Annotated in this window: 17 protein-coding genes and 2 pseudogenes; 8 read left to right on the top strand and 11 right to left on the bottom strand. The window is 71.1% G+C overall.

The window, feature by feature from the left end; all coding sequences use genetic code 11:
* Nucleotides 1-18: 18 nt before the first annotated feature.
* The 9 genes from OO67_RS05030 to OO67_RS39525 form a co-directional block, all read right to left on the bottom strand.
* Nucleotides 19-2,019, bottom strand: coding sequence for an NADH-quinone oxidoreductase subunit 5 family protein (locus OO67_RS05030; protein ID WP_033297563.1), 2,001 nt, complete (start codon nt 2,017-2,019; stop codon nt 19-21).
* Nucleotides 2,016-2,429 carry an NADH-quinone oxidoreductase subunit NuoK gene (gene nuoK, locus OO67_RS05025; RefSeq protein WP_033297562.1) on the bottom strand — a complete coding sequence of 138 codons (414 nt, stop codon included), beginning with the start codon at nt 2,427-2,429 and terminating at the stop codon, nt 2,016-2,018. The genes OO67_RS05030 and nuoK overlap by 4 nt, the downstream gene beginning before the upstream one ends.
* Complete coding sequence (locus OO67_RS05020) at nt 2,429-3,160, bottom strand: NADH-quinone oxidoreductase subunit J family protein (protein WP_244300039.1); 732 nt, start codon at nt 3,158-3,160, stop codon at nt 2,429-2,431. The genes nuoK and OO67_RS05020 overlap by 1 nt, the downstream gene beginning before the upstream one ends.
* On the bottom strand, nt 3,157-3,777 hold the full coding sequence (locus tag OO67_RS05015; RefSeq protein ID WP_033297561.1) for a NuoI/complex I 23 kDa subunit family protein: 621 nt from the start codon (nt 3,775-3,777) through the stop codon (nt 3,157-3,159). Before OO67_RS05015 ends, OO67_RS05020 begins: the two co-directional genes overlap by 4 nt.
* Complete coding sequence (locus OO67_RS05010) at nt 3,777-4,745, bottom strand: complex I subunit 1/NuoH family protein (protein ID WP_033297560.1); 969 nt, start codon at nt 4,743-4,745, stop codon at nt 3,777-3,779. Before OO67_RS05010 ends, OO67_RS05015 begins: the two co-directional genes overlap by 1 nt.
* A complete protein-coding gene (locus OO67_RS05005; protein ID WP_033297559.1) occupies nt 4,742-5,980 on the bottom strand; it encodes an NADH-quinone oxidoreductase subunit C in 1,239 nt (412 codons plus the stop codon). The genes OO67_RS05010 and OO67_RS05005 overlap by 4 nt, the downstream gene beginning before the upstream one ends.
* Nucleotides 5,977-6,612 (bottom strand): NADH-quinone oxidoreductase subunit B, encoded by a 636-nt coding sequence (locus OO67_RS05000; RefSeq protein WP_033297558.1) that lies wholly within the window; start codon nt 6,610-6,612, stop codon nt 5,977-5,979. The genes OO67_RS05005 and OO67_RS05000 overlap by 4 nt, the downstream gene beginning before the upstream one ends.
* On the bottom strand, nt 6,603-7,004 hold the full coding sequence (locus OO67_RS04995; RefSeq protein WP_033297557.1) for an NADH-quinone oxidoreductase subunit A: 402 nt from the start codon (nt 7,002-7,004) through the stop codon (nt 6,603-6,605). Before OO67_RS04995 ends, OO67_RS05000 begins: the two co-directional genes overlap by 10 nt.
* Nucleotides 7,005-7,135: 131 nt before the next feature.
* A complete protein-coding gene (locus OO67_RS39525; RefSeq protein WP_244300100.1) occupies nt 7,136-7,330 on the bottom strand; it encodes a hypothetical protein in 195 nt (64 codons plus the stop codon).
* On the opposite strand from OO67_RS39525, the pseudogene OO67_RS04990 reads away from it, so the two are divergent.
* From OO67_RS04990 to OO67_RS04970, 5 genes and pseudogenes are all read left to right on the top strand, one after another.
* A pseudogene (locus OO67_RS04990) lies at nt 7,248-8,175 on the top strand (sensor histidine kinase). The gene OO67_RS39525 and the pseudogene OO67_RS04990 overlap by 83 nt on opposite strands.
* A gap of 377 nt (nt 8,176-8,552) precedes the next feature.
* A pseudogene (locus OO67_RS04985) lies at nt 8,553-9,690 on the top strand (sensor histidine kinase).
* 210 nt (nt 9,691-9,900) lie between these two features.
* On the top strand, nt 9,901-10,560 hold the full coding sequence (locus OO67_RS04980; RefSeq protein ID WP_033297556.1) for a response regulator transcription factor: 660 nt from the start codon (nt 9,901-9,903) through the stop codon (nt 10,558-10,560).
* Between the two features lie 265 nt (nt 10,561-10,825).
* Nucleotides 10,826-12,781: a 2-oxoacid:acceptor oxidoreductase subunit alpha gene (locus tag OO67_RS04975; RefSeq protein ID WP_033297555.1), complete on the top strand. Its 1,956-nt coding sequence runs from the start codon at nt 10,826-10,828 to the stop codon at nt 12,779-12,781.
* A 55-nt stretch (nt 12,782-12,836) separates the two neighbouring features.
* Entirely contained in the window at nt 12,837-13,838 is a 1,002-nt protein-coding gene (locus OO67_RS04970; RefSeq protein WP_244300083.1) for a 2-oxoacid:ferredoxin oxidoreductase subunit beta, read from the top strand.
* A gap of 6 nt (nt 13,839-13,844) precedes the next feature.
* Here OO67_RS04970 and OO67_RS04965 read toward each other — a convergent pair whose 3' ends face one another.
* Nucleotides 13,845-14,252: a winged helix-turn-helix transcriptional regulator gene (locus OO67_RS04965; protein WP_033297553.1), complete on the bottom strand. Its 408-nt coding sequence runs from the start codon at nt 14,250-14,252 to the stop codon at nt 13,845-13,847.
* Between the two features lie 99 nt (nt 14,253-14,351).
* On the opposite strand from OO67_RS04965, the gene OO67_RS04960 reads away from it, so the two are divergent.
* The 3 genes from OO67_RS04960 (at nt 14,352) to OO67_RS04950 (ending at nt 16,885) form a co-directional block, all read left to right on the top strand.
* Entirely contained in the window at nt 14,352-15,212 is an 861-nt protein-coding gene (locus tag OO67_RS04960; RefSeq protein WP_033297552.1) for an SDR family oxidoreductase, read from the top strand.
* Between the two features lie 115 nt (nt 15,213-15,327).
* Entirely contained in the window at nt 15,328-16,317 is a 990-nt protein-coding gene (rarD, locus tag OO67_RS04955) for an EamA family transporter RarD (RefSeq protein WP_033297551.1), read from the top strand.
* 118 nt (nt 16,318-16,435) lie between these two features.
* Nucleotides 16,436-16,885, top strand: coding sequence for a hypothetical protein (locus OO67_RS04950; RefSeq protein WP_033297550.1), 450 nt, complete (start codon nt 16,436-16,438; stop codon nt 16,883-16,885).
* On the opposite strand, the gene OO67_RS04945 is transcribed toward OO67_RS04950, so the two are convergent.
* Nucleotides 16,866-17,102 carry an ABATE domain-containing protein gene (locus OO67_RS04945; RefSeq protein WP_051709129.1) on the bottom strand — a complete coding sequence of 79 codons (237 nt, stop codon included), beginning with the start codon at nt 17,100-17,102 and terminating at the stop codon, nt 16,866-16,868. The genes OO67_RS04950 and OO67_RS04945 overlap by 20 nt on opposite strands.
* Nucleotides 17,103-17,130: the final 28 nt, after the last annotated feature.

Raw genomic sequence — 17,130 nt, 5'->3', positions numbered from 1 at the left:
GCTGATATCGAGCACGGTTCACGCCCCGGCGTAGACGTTGGCGAAGACGACGGCGGCGATCGCCAGGACAAGGGTTCCGGCGAGGAGCGCGCCGAGGTAGGTCTGCACGTTGCCGGTCTGGCTCCGGCGGATCGCGGTGCCGAGCCCGCGGGCGATGCTGCCCGAGCCGCGTACGTACGTCTCGACGACCTCACGGTCCAGGAAGTGGACGAGCCGTGCTGCGGCCCCCACGGGGCGGACGAACAGCGCCGTGTACAGGGCGTCGAGGTGGAAGCCGGTGACCGCGTGGCGGTGCATCGGCCCCAGGAGGAGCCTGCCGGGATCCGACGGGTCCGGGGCGTCGGCGATGGTGCCGTACACCGCTGTGTGCGAGGCGATCGCCTCGGCCTCCACGAGCGCGGGTTCGCCCCCGGGGTGGGCGGCTACGGCCCCGACCGGGGGACGGTCGGCGAGCGCCGTGGTGTGGCGCCATGCCCCGTAGGTGACGAGTCCGCCGACGAGTCCGACGCCGGTGGAGAGGACGGCGGTCGTGAGGGAGGGGGCGAGGCTGTGTCCGTCGAACCAGTCGACGAGGACGCCGGCGGCGAGCCCGAAGGCGATCGTGGGGACGGCGAGGACCCACAGGACGGAGGTCATCGCCACGGGCTGCCTGCCGTGGTCGGGGGCCTCGGTGCCGCGCCCGCGGAAGGCGAGGAGCCACAGCCGCGTGGCGTAGGCCGCGGTGAGGACCGCGGCGGCGAGCCCGGCGACGAGGATCGTCCAGCCGGCCGCGGCCGGGGCGACGTCACGGTCTCCGAAGGCGGTGTGCTCGGCGGCGACGAGGACGGCTTCCTTGGAGAAGAAGCCGGCGAACGGAGGGATCGCGGCGAGCGCGAGGAGCGCGACGGTCATCGTCCAGTAGGCGTCGGGGATGCGCTTGTTCAGCCCGCTCATGCGGGACATGGCGGCGAGTGAGTTGGTTCCCGCGGCGTGGATGACGACGCCCGCCGCGAGGAAGAGGACGGCCTTGAACGCACCGTGCGACAGGAGGTGGAAGACGGCGGCCCCGCGGTCGCCGACGGCCAGGGCGCCGGACATGTAGCCGAGCTGGCCGATCGTCGAGTAGGCGAGGACACGTTTGATGTCGTCCTGCGCGAGTGCGGCGAGTCCTGAGCCGATCATCGTGACGGCCGCCATCAGGGCGAGGACGACGAGGGCGGCGCCGGAGGCGGCGAAGACGGGGAGGAGCCGGGCCACGAAGTAGATACCGGCGGCGACCATCGTCGCGGCGTGGATGAGCGCGGAGACGGGGGTGGGGCCGGCCATCGCGTCGGGCAGCCAGGTGTGCAGGGGGAACTGCGCGGACTTGCCCGCCACGCCGGCGAGGAGCAGCAGCGCGATGAGGGTGGGGTGGTCGAGTCCGCCGTTGGTGACGGCGGCCAGGATGCCGGTGATGCGGAAGGTGCCGGTGTCCGCGGCGAGCGCGAACAGGCCGATGAGGAAGGGCACGTCGCCGAGCTTGGTGACGAGGAAGGCCTTGAGGGAGGCGGCACGGGCCTCGGAGGTCTCCCAGTAGTGGCCGACGAGGAAGTACGAGCAGATGCCCATGATCTCCCAGCCGACCAGGAGCACCATGAGGTCGCCGGAGTAGACGACGAGCAGCATCGCGGAGGTGAAGAGGGAGACGAGTGCCGCGTACGAGGGGTAGCGGGCATCGTCCTTCAGGTACGCCGTCGAGTAGACCTGTACGCAGGTGGCGACGAGCCCGACGAGGACGGCGACGAGGACGGCGAAGCCGTCGAGGTGCAGGGCCAGGTCGACCGGGACCGAACCGGTGGGGGTCAGCTGGGTCGCGGCGTCGATGGGCCGGCCGCCGCCCTGGCGTGCGGCGACGACGACGGCGAGGACGGCGGCGGCGAGGGTCGGCAGGACGGCGAGAGGACGGACGAAGCCGGGTGCGGTCCGGCCCAGGAGGAGTCCTGCGGCGGCGCCCAGGAAGGGGAGGAGGGGGACCAGGACGGCGAGGGTCGTGGTGGTCACGCGGTGGCCTCTGCCTTCTTTGCTTTCCCTGCAGGAGCAGTGGCCTGGTCCGCGGTGCTGTCCCGCGCGGCGTCGGCGTCGTCGGGGAGCGTTTCGGCGTCGTCGGTCTCCGCGGTGTCGCGGAGACGGTCGATGTCCGAGCTGCCGCGGTTGCGGTAGACGGCCAGGACGATCGCGAGGCCGATGCCGATCTCGGCCGCCGCGATGGCGATCGTGAAGAGGGTGAGGGCCTGGCCGGCGTGGAGTGCGTCGCGGAGCCAGACGTCGAAGGCGACCAGGTTGAGGTTGACGGCGTTGAGCATGAGCTCGACGGACATCAGGACGAGGATCGCGTTGCGGCGGGCGAGCACCCCATAGAGCCCCGTGCAGAAGAGGAGGACGGCGAGGACTGCGGGATAGGCGAGGTGCATCAGCTCATGTCCTCCCGGCTCGCGGCCGACTGTTCCTGCCGGTCCGTACGGTACGTGCGGGCCGTGCGGGCCGTGCGGTCCTCGCGGTCCGTGCGGTCCGTGCGGTCCCGCATGACGTGCCGGTCCTTGCCGCGCGGGCCGCCCTTGCTCCCCTTGGCGCCGACGCCGCCCCCGGGGTCCTTGCCGTCCTTGCCCTCCTTGCGGGACAGGACGATCGCGCCCACGAGGGCGGCGAGCAGCAGGACCGAGAGGGCTTCGAAGGGGAGCACCCAGTGCCGGAAGAGGAACTCGCCGGAGGCCTTGGTGGAGCCCTGGGCCGGGCCCTCCAGATTGATCCAGGTCGTACGGAAGGCGTCCACGACGACCCAGACGAGGGCCGCGGCGGAGGCGACGGCGACACCGAGGGCGAGCCCTCGGTTGCCCGAGTCGGCGTCCGGGGAACGGCCGATGGGAGCTCTGGTGAGCATCAGGCCGAAGAGGAGGAGGACCACGATGGAGCCGACGTAGATCAGCACCTGCACCCATGCGATGAACTCGGCCGTGAGCAGGAGGTACTCCACCGCGATGCCGCCGAGCGCCACCACGAGCCAGAGGGCGGCGTGCACGAGTTGCTTGGTCGTGACGGTGATGAGGGCCGCGCCGAACGTGACGAGCCCAACCAGGACGAAGGCGATCTCGACGCCGGTCGGCGAGAGGAAGCCGGGGTGTCCGGCGGTGGCCGCGAGGGTCACTCCTGCCCCTCCTGTTCCGCCGCCTGGCCCGACTGGGCTTCCTTGCCGGGCTGTGCTCCCTGGGCCTCCCGGGCTTCCTGGGCCACTCGCTCCTCCTGGGCCTGGAGCTTGTCCGCCGTCTTGCGGGCGGCGGCGATCTCCTTGGGCTCCTCGGCTCCGGGGTCCAGCGCGGGCGGCTCGGGCACGGTCCACATCCACTCACGGAGCTTGTCGCGCTCATGGGTGAGCTCGTGGATGTCCGTCTCCGCGTACTCGAACTCGGGCGACCAGAACAGCGCGTCGAAAGGACACACCTCGATGCAGATACCGCAGTACATGCACAGGGCGAAGTCGATCGCGAAACGGTCCAGGACATTGCGGCTGCGCTCGCGACCGCCGGGCGCGGCCGGGGGCACCGTCTCCTTGTGGGAGTCGATGTAGATGCACCAGTCGGGGCACTCACGGGCGCAGAGCATGCAGACCGTGCAGTTCTCCTCGAACAGTCCGATGACGCCCCGGGAGCGGGGCGGCAGTTCGGGCTGTACGTCGGGGTACTGCGCGGTGACCGTGCGCTTCGTCATGGTCCGCAGAGTGACGGCGAGACCCTTGGCCAGGCCTGAGCCGGGGATCGGGGGCACTAGTTGATCGCCACCTTCACGATGCCGGTGAGCGCGATCTGCGCGAGAGCGAGGGGGATGAGCGTGGTCCAGGCGAGCTTCTGCAGCTGGTCCTCGCGCAGGCGGGGGTAGGTGACCCGGAGCCAGATGACGACGAACGCGAGAACACCGGTCTTGAGCAGGGTCCAGACCCAGCCGAGCCCGTCGGCGCCCAGCGGCCCGTGCCATCCGCCCAGGAAGAGGACGGTCGTCAGACCGCACAGGACGACGATTCCGGCGTACTCGGCCAGCAGGAACAGGGCGAAGCGGAGTCCCGTGTACTCGGTGTACGCGCCGAAGATGATCTCCGAGTCCGCGACCGGCATGTCGAAGGGCGGACGCTGGAGTTCGGCGAGCCCCGCCACGAAGAAGACCAGGGCGCCGACGATCTGCCAGGGCAGCCACCACCACTCGAAGGCGTTGAGGATGCCGGGGAGCGACACGGTACCGGCGGCCATGGCCACGGAGGCGGCGGCGAGCAGCATCGGGAGCTCGTAGGCGAGCAGCTGCGCTGCGGTGCGGAGGCCACCGAGGAGGGAGTACTTGTTGGCCGAGGCCCAGCCCGCCATCAGTGAGCCGAGTACGCCGACGCCCATGACGGCCAGTACGAAGAAGATGCCCGCGTCGACCACCTGACCGACCGCCCCCTCGCTGGGGCCGATCGGGATGGCGACGATCACGAGGAGGTACGGGAGCAGGGCGACGGCGGGCGCCAGCTGGAAGATGCGGCGGTCCGCGGCGGCCGGTACGACGTCTTCCTTCTGCGCGAACTTCACCCCGTCCGCCACGAGCTGGGCCCATCCGTGGAACCCGCCCGCGTACATGGGGCCGAGGCGGCCCTGCATGTGGGCCATCACCTTGTGCTCCGCCTGCCCCACGACGAGCGGGACCACCATGAAGACGGCGAAGACGATGGCGAGGCGGAGGGCGACGTCGAGTACGTCGTTCACGCGGTATCGCCTCCGGCGGGACGGTCGGGACCGGCGGAGCGGTCGGTTCGGGACGCGGGATCGGCCTCAGGACCGGCACCGCGGTCGGACTCGGCGCCGCGGTCGGGCTCGGGGCCGGAGGTGCCGTCCGAGGCATGGTCCGGGGTGCCGTCCGAGGCATGGTCCGGGGTGCCGTCCGGGCCGTGGTCGGCGTCGCCGTGCGCAGAGGCGTCCGATGCCTCGGGCTCTGAGGGCCGCTCGGGCTCCGACGGCTTTTCAGGTCCCGGTGTCGACGCCGGCTCAGGCGCAGGCGCCGGCTCAGGCTCAGGCCGCTCCGGCGCCGGCTGCGCCTGCGCGTCGTCGAAGGCCGGGCGCGCGTCGTGCCAGGGTGCGTCCGCGCTGCCGGCCGCACCCGTCGCGCGTGCCGCGTCGCCGCCGCCGGACCGCGCGACACCGGCGTCCGGCGTACCGCCCGGAGGCGCGGCCGGGCCGGTGGCCTGGCTGGCAGAACCCTGGGACGCGCTGCGGGCCCGGCGCGGCGGCGCCGCCTGCGGGGACTCCGCCGCGTCCGGCCGCTGCGCCGCCGAGCCCTCGCTCGCGCTGCGGGCCCGGCGCGCCGGGCGGTCGCCCGCCGCACGCGCTCCCCGGGCCGGGCGGGCAGGAGCGGGCGGCAGCTGCCCCTTGAGCGGGCCCCACTCGTTCGGATCGGGCACCCCGGGGGGCAGCATCGTGCGTCGCTTGGGCCCCCCGTGTTCGGACTCGCCCGGTTCCTTCGCACCCGGCCAGGCCTTGGCGACCCGGGCGGCCAGGACGAAGTCCTTGCGCAGCGGGTGGCCCTCGAAGCTCTCGGGCAGCAGCAGGGGGACGAGATGCGGGTGGTCCTCGAAGGCGACGCCGAACATCTCGTACGTCTCGCGCTCGTGCCACGCGGCGCCCGCGTAGACGCCGACGGCGGTGGGCAGCGTGGCCGCGTCGTGCGGGACGGTCGTGCGGAGCAGCAGGCGTCGGACCGTGCCGCCGCCGAGGGCCGCGACATGGGCGCAGACCCGGAAGCCGGTGCCCGGTTCGTCGACGGCGCTCAGCCAGTCGAAGTAGGTGCAGCCCAGCTCGTCGCGGGCCGTTTCGAGGGCGGCTGTCCAGGCGGCGGCGGGGACGTCGACGGTCAGCAGGTCGTACGCGTGCGCGGCGGTGGCATCCGCGCCGAAGACCTCGGTGACGGCGTCGGGCAGACGGTCGAAGGTGTCCGAGGCGGTCATGTCCGCTCCTCCCCCGGTGTCTTCGGGGGTGCGACGAGACCGCTGCGTAGGGCGTCGGCGGAGGGGCGGGCCGTGTCCTTCGTGGCGTACCGCTCGGCGAGCGATTCGCGGGCGATCTTCTCCTGGAGCTTGAGGATGCCCTGGAGGAGCGCCTCGGGCCGGGGCGGGCAGCCGGGTACGTACACGTCGACGGGGATGATCTGGTCGACGCCCTTCGTCACGGAGTACGAATCCCAGTACGGCCCGCCGCAGTTGGAGCAGGCGCCGAAGGAGATGACGTACTTCGGCTCGGGCATCTGCTCGTAGAGCCGCTTCACGGCCGGGGCCATCTTGTCCGTCACCGTGCCGGACACGACCATCAGGTCGGCCTGCCGGGGGCCGGGCGCGAACGGGATGACGCCGAGCCGGATGAAGTCGTGGCGCGCCATGGAGGCGGCGATGAACTCGATGGCGCAGCAGGCGAGCCCGAAGTTGAAGACCCAGAGGCTGTAACGGCGGCCCCAGTTGAGGACCACCTTCATCGGTTCGGGCGCGAGCCTGGACAGCACGCCGAGCCTCTTCGGCTCGGGCAGTGGTGCCGGGTCGGGAAGCGACACGGGAGGTTCGGGGTTCGGCCGGCTCGTCACGCCCATTCGAGAACGCCCTTCTTCCATGCGTAGAGCAGTCCCACGGCCAGGAAACCGAGGAAGATGAACATCTCCACCAGTGTCGTCGCCCCGTATCCGGGGGCCGCGAACACCGTCGCCCACGGGAACAGGAAGATCGAGTCGACGGCGAAGATCACGTACAGGAAGGCGTACACGTAATAGCGAACCTGGGTGTGGGCCCAGCCCTCCCCCACGGGGTCCACGCCGCACTCGTACGTGAGGAGTTTCTCCGGCGTCGGGACCACGGGCCTCAGCAGCCGGCCGGCCCCGAAGGCGACGGCGACGAACAGCACGCCCACCACGGCGAGCAGTCCGACCACTGAGTAGCTCTGGAAGTAGTCCGACGCGAGAACGGTCGGTCCCGGCACGTCCGCCACGTCCGTCCCTCGCTCCCTCAACCTGTTCGACGGTCTGTACGCACGGGAGTCTAGGCCCTGTTAAAGAGAGGGTAAGCAGCCCCGTCGCACAACGGGTGGGGCCGGAGGTGACACGGGAGGTGGGGTTATCCCTACTCGGCCTCACCCACGAACCCCATGGCGTGGGCGCGCCCGGCCCGGCACGCTGGTCGTATGACCATGAGCCCCTCCCCGCCGGACAACGACCGGCCGCCGCCCGCACGCATCGCCTTCGACCGGTGGACGTGGAAGGAGATCGCGTATCTCCTGGCCAATCTGCCGGTGGCGATCGCCGGGTTCGTGTACACGGTGTTCCTCGTCGGCGTGGGCGCCGGGCTCTCCGTCACCGTGATCGGACTGCCGTTGCTCGCGCTGGGACTTCAGGGCGCGCGCGGTCTCGGGCGGGTCGAGCGCGGCCGGGCGCGGAGCATGCTCGGGGTACGGATCGAGGAGCCGAGCCCGATGGCGCGGAGCCGTCGGGGCCAGGGCTTCTTCACCTGGCTGTGGGCGGGGCTGAAGGACCCGGTGGGCTGGCGGACGTTGCTGTATTCGTTCATCCGGCTGCCGTGGGGCGTGGCGACGTTCGCCGTGACGCTGGTGAGCCTGTTCGTCCTCTGGCCCGTGCTCCCCTACCTGGCGCGTGGGCTGACGAACGCGGACCGGGCGATGGCGCGGGCGCTGCTGTCGCCCTCCGACGAGCTGGAGCGTCCGCGACCTCGCCCGCGGCATCCACCCCGCCGTCCTCACCGACCGCGGCCTCGACGCCGCGCTCTCCGCCATCGCCTCCCGCTGCACCGTCCCCGTGACCGTGTCGGTGGCCCTGCCGGGCCGGCCCGCCGCCGCCATCGAGGGCATCGCGTACTTCACGGTCTCCGAGCTCCTCCAGAACGTCAGCAAGCACAGCCGTGCGAGGGCGGCTTCGGTCGACGTGTGGCGGTCGGGCGACCGGCTGATGCTCCAGGTCCGGGACGACGGGACGGGCGGCGCCCGGCTCGACGGCGGTACGGGCATGGCGGGGCTGGCGGAGCGGCTGGGCGCGGTCGACGGGCAGTTCGTCCTGGACTCCCCCGAAGGCGGCCCGACCACGGTCACCGCGGAGCTGCCCTGGCGCGACCGCGCGGACACCGAGGCGGAGCGGGTCGGTGCGGCGTGACCGGGTCCTCGGGCGGGGCGGCCTCCTCGTGGCTGCTCGCCGCGGGCCTCGGGCGGGGCGGCCTCCTCGTGGCTGCTCGCCGCGGGCCTCGGGCAGGGCGGCCACCTCGTGGCTGCTCGCCGCGGGCCTCGCGCCGCGCGACGCCGCGTCGGTGAGGGAGCGGCCGTCGGGCGGGACCGCACTTCCGTGGTGGGGAAAACCCCCCGCCGGATACGGAGACCGTCCTCATGGTGCCGCGGCTCCCGGCACAGCAGTCTTGGGGTACCAGCCGCTGTACCGGCTCGCGGGACGCACCCGCTCGGACACATTCGCGGGACGCACCCGCTCGGAGAACCCGCGGGACTCACCCGCTCGGAAGAAACGGACGGACGCCACTGATGGCCACGGCATACGGACCGGACACGCGGGACCACCTGAGGCCCGGCACCGGGTCGGGGGGCTACCCCCCGGCGAAGCACTTCCTCCCCGCGGCGCTGCGCGCGCCGTTCGAGGCGCGTACGTGGCGTGAGCTGGGCTACCTGCTCCTGAGCCTGCCCATCAGCGTGGTTCTGTTCAGCTTCGCGGTCACCATGGTGTCGCTGGGGCTGGGCATGCTGATCACCTTCCTCGGCATTCCGGTACTCGCCGCCGGCCTGGCCATGTGCCGCGGTTTCGGGGCCGTGGAGCGGGGCCGGGCGCGCGGGCTGCTGCGGCTCGACGTCGCGGACCCCGCGCCGGTGCGCGGGAAGGGTGGCCTGATGTCCTGGGTCGGCGCGGTCCTGAAGAGCGGGGTGTCCTGGCGGCATCTGCTCTACGCGGTGCTGCACATGCCGTGGGCGACGTTCGCGTTCACCGTCGCGGTGACGTTCTGGGCCTACGGCTGGGCAGCGTTCACCTATCCGCTGTGGCGCTGGGTCTTCCCGGCGTACGTGGGTGTGGACGGCATCCAGCTGTACGGCGACAGCACGCACCAGGTCTACCTCGACTCCACCTTCGAGGTCGCGGTCACCAGCGGGCTCGGCCTGGCTCTCGTCCTGGTCACCCCGTGGATCATCCGTGGTCTGGTGTCCGTGGACCGGGTGATGGTCCTGGGTCTGCTCGGCCCTTCCCGGCTGGCCACCAGGGTTCCGCGACCTCGCCCGCGGCATCCACCCCGCCGTCCTCACCGACCGCGGCCTCGACGCCGCGCTCTCCGCCATCGCCTCCCGCTGCACCGTCCCCGTGAAGGTCGTGGTGGACCTGGAGTCACGGCCCGCGCAGGCCATCGAGGGCATCGCGTACTTCACGGTCTCCGAGCTCCTCCAGAACGTCAGCAAGCACGCCCGCGCCACCCGTGCCTCGGTCGACGTGTGGCGGGCGGAGGACCGGCTCATGCTCCAGGTCACCGACGACGGGCGCGGTGGGGCCGGTGTGGCGGGGGGGAGCGGTCTCGCCGGCCTGACGGAGCGGCTGGACGCGGTCGACGGCATCCTCGTCGTCGACTCCCCCGCCGGCGGACCGACGACGGTCACGGCCGAGCTGCCCTGGCGGGGCTGAGACTCCGGCTCCGTACAGGATCCACGTCCGCAGTGCCCCGGCCGCCGTCACGGCGGCCGGGGCACCGTCGCGCGTCCGGTGGCACCGGAACCGCTGGTGTGGGGCCCATGGCGGTGCCGATGCTGGAATGCTGGACACACAGAGCGGCGCGCGACAGCGGCGTACACACGGAACACCGACAGTGGGGGACACAACGTCGTGGAGGAAAGAGTGCGGGTCGTCATCGCCGAGGACTCGGTGCTGCTCCGGGAGGGGCTCACCCGGCTGCTGACCGATCTCGGGCATGACGTCGTCGCGGGGGTGGGGGACGCCGAGGCGCTGATCAAGACCGTGCACGACCTCGCGGGGCAGGACGCGCTGCCGGACGTGGTGGTCGCCGACGTGCGGATGCCACCGACCCACACCGATGAGGGCGTGCGGGCGGCGGTACGGCTGCGCAAGGACTATCCGGACATCGGGGTGCTGGTGCTCTCGCAGTACGTCGAGGAGCAGTACGCCACCGAACTGCTGGCCGGCAGCAGCCGCGGGGTGGGCTATCTGCTGAAGGACCGCGTCGCCGAGGTCCGGGAGTTCGTGGACGCCGTGGTGCGGGTGGCACGGGGCGGGACCGCCCTGGACCCCGAGGTGGTGGCACAGCTGCTGGGCCGGAGCCGCAAGCAGGACGTGCTGGCGGGCCTCACGCCGCGCGAGCGGGAGGTGCTCGGTCTCATGGCCGAGGGACGTACGAATTCAGCCGTCGCCCGGCAGCTGGTGGTCAGCGACGGAGCCGTGGAGAAGCACGTCAGCAACATCTTCCTGAAACTCGGCCTGTCACCCAGTGACGGGGATCACCGCCGCGTTCTCGCCGTTCTCACTTATCTGAACTCGTGACAACGCGATGATCTACCCAATGCCTGGATGATCCACCCGCCGTCAGGCGAAACCCCAGGCCCGGGACGAAAGGATGAGCATGAGGGGGTTCATCCAGTGATCGAGGGGTCCGGACAATATGGCAAAGCGTGACGCATTCACGTCCTGAAACGCGTCCACCATATGACCGGTCCGAGGAAGGCGACCCTTACAGAAGTAGGGTGGGGCCTGGACCGCCGGCGGGCCGGCCGGTCCCGAGCCGCCGCCCCGAGGGAGGTCCAGTTCAGTGACCAGCCAGGTCAGTAGCCCAGCCGGAAAGTCCGATGAGGCCAGCGAGGCTGTCGTCGGGGAACAGCGCGCCCCGCAGCTCGTCCGTTCGGGGGCCGCCGAGAAGGAAATCCGCCGTCTGGACCGGGTGATCATCCGTTTCGCGGGTGACTCGGGTGACGGCATGCAGTTGACGGGTGACCGGTTCACGTCGGAGACGGCGTCGTTCGGCAACGACCTGTCGACCCTGCCCAACTTCCCGGCCGAGATCCGGGCGCCTGCCGGCACGCTGCCGGGGGTGTCGTCGTTCCAGCTGCATTTCGCGGACCACGACATCCTGACACCGGGCGACGCACCCAATGTTCTGGTGGCGATGAATCCCGCCGCCCTGAAGGCGAATATCGCCGATGTGCCGCGCGGCGCGGACATCATTGTGAACACGGATGAGTTCACCAAGCGGCCGATGGCGAAAGTCGGTTACGCCGAATCTCCTCTGGAGGACGGCTCGCTCGAGGCGTACAACGTGCATCCGGTGCCGTTGACGACCTTGACGATCGAGGCTTTGAAGGAGTTCGGGCTTTCCCGCAAGGAGGCCGAGCGGTCGAAGAATATGTTCGCGCTCGGACTGTTGTCCTGGATGTACAACCGTCCGACCGAGGGGACGGAGACATTCCTCCGGTCGAAGTTCGCCAAGAAGCCGGCCATCGCCGAGGCGAATGTGGCGGCGTTCCGCGCGGGCTGGAATTTCGGTGAGACGACAGAGGATTTCGCGGTCTCGTACGAGGTCGCGCCCGCGTCCCAGGCTTTCCCGACGGGAACGTACCGCAATATCTCGGGAAACCTGGCCCTGTCGTACGGGCTGATCGCGGCGGGCCGCCAGGCTGATCTGCCGGTCTATCTGGGTTCGTATCCGATCACTCCGGCGTCCGACATCCTGCACGAGCTCAGCAAGCACAAGAACTTCGGCGTACGGACGTTCCAGGCGGAGGACGAGATCGCCGGGATCGGGGCGGCGCTGGGTGCGTCGTTCGGCGGGTCGCTGGGCGTGACCACCACCTCGGGCCCGGGTGTGGCGCTGAAGTCGGAGACGATCGGCCTGGCGGTGTCGCTGGAGCTGCCGCTGCTGATCATCGACATCCAGCGCGGCGGGCCGTCCACCGGGCTGCCGACCAAGACGGAGCAGGCCGACCTGCTCCAGGCCATGTACGGGCGCAACGGTGAGGCGCCGGTGCCGATCGTGGCGCCGAAGACGCCGGCGGACTGCTTCGACGCGGCACTGGAGGCCGCCCGGATCGCGCTGACCTACCGGACTCCGGTCTTCCTTCTCTCGGACGGCTACCTCGCGAACGGCTCCGAGCCGTGGCGGATCCCCGAGACCGACAGCCTGCCGGACCTGCGGACACGGTTCGCGACCGGGCCGAACCACGAACTCGCGGACGGCACCGAGGTCTTCTGGCCGTACAAGCGGGATCCGGAGACGCTGGCCCGCCCCTGGGCCGTACCGGGGACCCCGGGGCTCGAGCACCGGATCGGCGGGATCGAGAAGCAGGACGGGTCGGGGAACATCTCCTACGATCCGGCCAACCACGACTTCATGGTCCGCACCCGTCAGGCGAAGGTCGACGGCATCCAGGTCCCGGACCTGGAGGTCGACGACCCGGCCGGTGCGACGACCCTGGTCCTGGGCTGGGGTTCGACGTACGGGCCGATCACGGCGGCGGTGCGGCGGCTCCGCGCGGCCGGCGAGACCATCGCCCAGGCCCATCTGCGTCACCTCAACCCGTTCCCGCGGAATCTCGGTGAGGTGCTGAGGCGTTACGACAAGGTCGTGGTCCCGGAGATGAACCTCGGTCAGCTCGCCCTGCTGCTGAGGGCCAAGTACCTCGTGGACGCGCAGAGTTACAACCAGGTCAACGGAATGCCCTTCAAGGCCGAGCAGCTCGCCACAGCCCTCAAGGAGGCCAACGGTGCCTGAAGCCAACGCCAACGAACTCCTCCAGCTGGTGCCCAAGGCCGAGGGCAAGCAGTCCATGAAGGACTTCAAGTCCGACCAGGAGGTGCGCTGGTGCCCGGGCTGCGGTGACTACGCGGTCCTCGCGGCCGTACAGGGCTTCATGCCCGAACTGGGGCTGGCCAAGGAGAACATCACCTTCGTCTCCGGCATCGGCTGCTCGTCCCGCTTCCCGTACTACATGAACACCTACGGGATGCACTCCATCCACGGCCGCGCCCCCTCCATCGCGACGGGCTTGGCCACCTCCCGCCGCGACCTGTCCGTCTGGGTCGTCACCGGTGACGGCGACGCGCTGTCCATCGGCGGGAACCACCTCATCCACGCCCTGCGCCGCAACGTGAACCTCAAGATCCTGCTGTTCAACAACCGGATCTACGGGCTCACCAAGGGGCAGTACAGCCCCACGTCCGAGGTCGGCAAGATCACCAAGTCGACGCCGATGGGGTCGCTCGACGCCCCCTTCAACCCGGTCTCCCTCGCTCTGGGCGCGGAGGCCTCCTTCGTCGCCCGCACCGTCGACTCCGACCGGAAGCACCTCACGAGCGTGCTGCGCGCGGCCGCCGACCACCCCGGCACCGCACTGGTGGAGATCTACCAGAACTGCAACATCTTCAACGACGGCGCCTTCGAGGTGCTCAAGGACAAGGAGAGGGCCGAGGAGGCGGTGATCCGCCTCGAACACGGCAAGCCGATCCGCTTCGGCTCCGAAGGCTCCAAGGGCGTCGTCCGCGATCCCCTCACCGGTGATCTGGGTGTCGTCACCGTCACCGAGGAGAACCAGTCGCAGATCCTCGTCCACGACGCCCACAACCCGAGCCCCACGACGGCGTTCGCGCTGTCCCGGCTGGCGGACGCGGACACCCTGCACCACACGCCGATCGGCGTCCTGCGGAGCGTGGAGCGCCCGGTCTACGACGCCCTCATGTCCGACCAGCTGGATGCCGCGATCGAGCAGCACGGCAAGGGCGACCTGAGCAACCTGCTGGCCGGCAACGACACGTGGACCGTGGTCGGCTGATCCGCCTCAGCCCTGTCCCACGAGGCCCGGAGCCGGCCGGCTCCGGGCCTCGTCGTATGCCGCGCGGGCCGACTCGACCTCGTCCAGCTGCCGCTCGGACCACCGGGCCAGCGCCCAGACCTGGTCGGCGGCCTCCCTGCCGAGCGGGGTGAGCGAGTAGTCCACCCGCGGCGGAATCACCGGCTTGGCGTCCCGGTGCACGAAGCCGTCGCGTTCCAGCGTCTGCAGGGTCTGGGCCAGCATCTTCTCGCTGACGCCGCCCACGGTGCGGCGCAGCTCGCTGAAGCGGTACGAACGCTCCAGCAGTGCCGCCAGCACCAGCACCCCCCAGCGGCTGGTGACGTGCTCCAGCACCAGCCGGGAGGGGCACATCGGCTGGTTGACGTCCGGAGTTCTGATCCCGCTTACGCTCATGCCAGTACCTTACTTCAAAGTGGGTACTTTCGTTAGGAAAGCGCACCTCCTACAGTGAGTGCGAAGACCCGTCCAGGATCAGCGCACAGGAGGAAACCCATGAGCATCGTCGTCACCGGAGCAACCGGCGAACTCGGCCGTCTCGTCGTCGAGCGGCTGCTCGCCACGGTCCCGGCGGAGTCGGTCGCCGCCGTCGTCCGCGACAAGGAGAAGGCCGCCCCGCTCGCCGCCCGGGGCGTCGAGCTCCGCATCGCCGACTACGACCGCCCCGAAACCCTCACCGGCGCCTTCCGGGCCGGTGACCGCGTGCTGCTGATCTCGGCCAACGAGGTCGGCAGGCGCGTTCCGCAGCACAGCGCTCTGATCGACGCCGCGAAGGCGGCGGGTGTCGCGCAGCTCGCGTACACCGGCGTACTGGGCGGCCCCGACGCGGACTTCCGGCTGGCCGACGAGCACAAGGTCACCGAACAGCTGATCCTCGACTCCGGGCTCCCCCACACCTTCCTGCGCAACGGCTGGTACACCGAGAACTACACCGCGAACCTGGCCCCGGTCCTGGAGCACGGCGCGGTCGTCGCCAACGCGGGCGACGGACGAGTCGCCTCCGCCACGCGGGCCGACTACGCGGACGCCGCCGCCGCCGTACTGACCGGCGAGGGGCACCTCGGCGCGGTGTACGAGCTGAGCGGCGACGTGGCCTGGTCCCTGGCCGAGTACGCGGCCGTGGTCGCCGCCGCGACCGGCAAGGAGATCGCCTACAGGAACGTTCCCGCATCGGTGCACCAGGAGATCCTGGTCGGAGCCGGGGTACCCGGCCCCTTCGCCGCGATCCTCGTCGACGTGGACGAGGCCATCGCGCGGGGCCTCCTCGCCGGGACGAGCGGGGACCTGGCCCGCCTGATCGGCCGGCCGACCACCCCCCTGGCCGAGACGGTCGCCGCGGCGGTCGCCACCGTCTGAACAGGCCCCTCGGCGCCTGTCACGAGCGTTTCCGTGAGACGGCAATGACAGAGGGCTCTTCCGGCGTTACCGTCGTCCAGTCGGCCGACAGCCGACCGGAGTGCCGGGAGGGCCCGTGAAGGGGAAGAACGAACAGCGGGCAGGCCTGCTGTACGGAATCGGCGCGTACGGGATGTGGGGCCTCGTGCCCCTCTTCTGGCCGCTGCTGGAGCCGTCGGGAGCGGTGGAGATCCTCGCTCACCGGATGGTGTGGTCGCTGGGCGTCGTGGGCATCGCCCTGCTGTTCCTGCGCCGCTGGGCGTGGATCGGTGAGCTGATACGGCAGCCCCGGCGGCTGGGGCTGATCGCGATCGCCGCGACCGTCATCTCCGTCAACTGGGGCCTCTACATCTGGTCCGTCAACAACGGCCACGTCGTCGAGGCGTCCCTCGGCTACTTCATCAATCCACTGGTCACGATCGCCATGGGCGTCCTACTGCTCGGTGAGCGGCTGAGGCCGGTGCAGTGGACCGCGGTGGCGACCGGCTTCGCCGCGGTGCTCGTGCTGGCCATCGGTTACGGCCAGCCTCCGTGGGTCTCGCTGGTGCTGGCGTTCTCGTTCGCGACGTACGGCCTGGTGAAGAAGAAGGTCAACATGGGCGGCCTGGAGTCCCTGGCCGCCGAGACCGCCGTGCTGTTCGTGCCCGCGCTCGGCTTCCTGCTGTGGCTCGGGGCGAGCGGCGACGCGACGTTCCTGGCCGGGGGCGCGGGGCACGGTTTCCTCCTCGCCGCGACCGGGCTCGTCACCGCGATCCCGCTCGTCTGCTTCGGTGCCGCGGCGATCCGGGTGCCGCTGTCCGTCCTGGGCCTGCTGCAGTATCTGGCGCCCGTGTTCCAGTTCGCGCTGGGCATCCTCTACTTCCACGAGGCGATGCCGCCCGAGCGGTGGGCCGGCTTCGCGCTTGTCTGGGTGGCACTGATGCTCCTGACCTGGGACGCACTGCGCACGGCACGGCGCACGAGGGCGGAGGCGCTGCGCCTGGCCGTGCGGGCGGCAGAGGCCACGGCACCCATCGGGACGGCTTGCGTCTCCGCCCCGGACGCGGAAGCCCCGGCCACGAAGTAGTCACCGGCGCTGCGCGGCGCGGCGGTACCTGGAGGTGCTGGACGGGGTGCGGGAGCCGGATCCGATGCGTGGGGCAGGCATGGTGGACGGCGCTCGTAAAGGCTGATTGAGTGCCCCGATGGGGACGATCCTGAAGGACATGAGGCACGTTCAGTGGCATGAGCTGCGCCATGCCCAGGGCTCCGCCTCCCAGGTCCCCGGGATGCTGTCGCGGATCGCCTGGGGCGACAGCGAGTCGGCCGACGACGCGCTGAGCGATCTGGGGCGGTGGATAGGCGCCATGGCCGTGTTCGACGCGACGGCCGCCACGGTGCCGTTCCTGTGGGAGCTCGCCGCCATGGACACCGTGAAGGACCGCGCCGGGGTGCTCGGCCTGCTGGGAACGATCCTCGCCCGCGGTCATGCGCACCACCCGGAGTGGACCAGGGACGCACATCTGGCCGTCCTCGCGGGCCGGGCCACGGCCGAGCGGCTGGCGGCGGACGGCGATCCGGAGGTGAGCGCGGCGGCCGGGGAGCTGCTGACGGCCTGCGGCGGGCACGTCTGCGTCACCTGCCCGGCCCGCTGAGGTCCGGCACTCCGGTCGGCGTCATGGCCGCCCCCAGCGGGGGCACGGCCGCCGAGGCGTTCACCACGTCCGGGTCGCCGCCGGCGAGCTCGTCACCACGCGCCCGGGCCGCCGTCATCCGCCAGAGCGCGCCCCCGCAGCGACGGGCGCGGTCCAGATCCGTCTCGGCGACGACGAGCCGCAGCCCGTGCGGGAGCCGGCTCTCCCCCCACCGCACCAGAACTCCCGCCCGCGCGGCGTACGGA

It is taken from the genome of Streptomyces atroolivaceus, from assembly GCF_000717025.1.
GTDB lineage: Bacteria > Actinomycetota > Actinomycetes > Streptomycetales > Streptomycetaceae > Streptomyces > Streptomyces atroolivaceus.
This window is presented reverse-complemented; position numbering and strand designations above follow the sequence as displayed.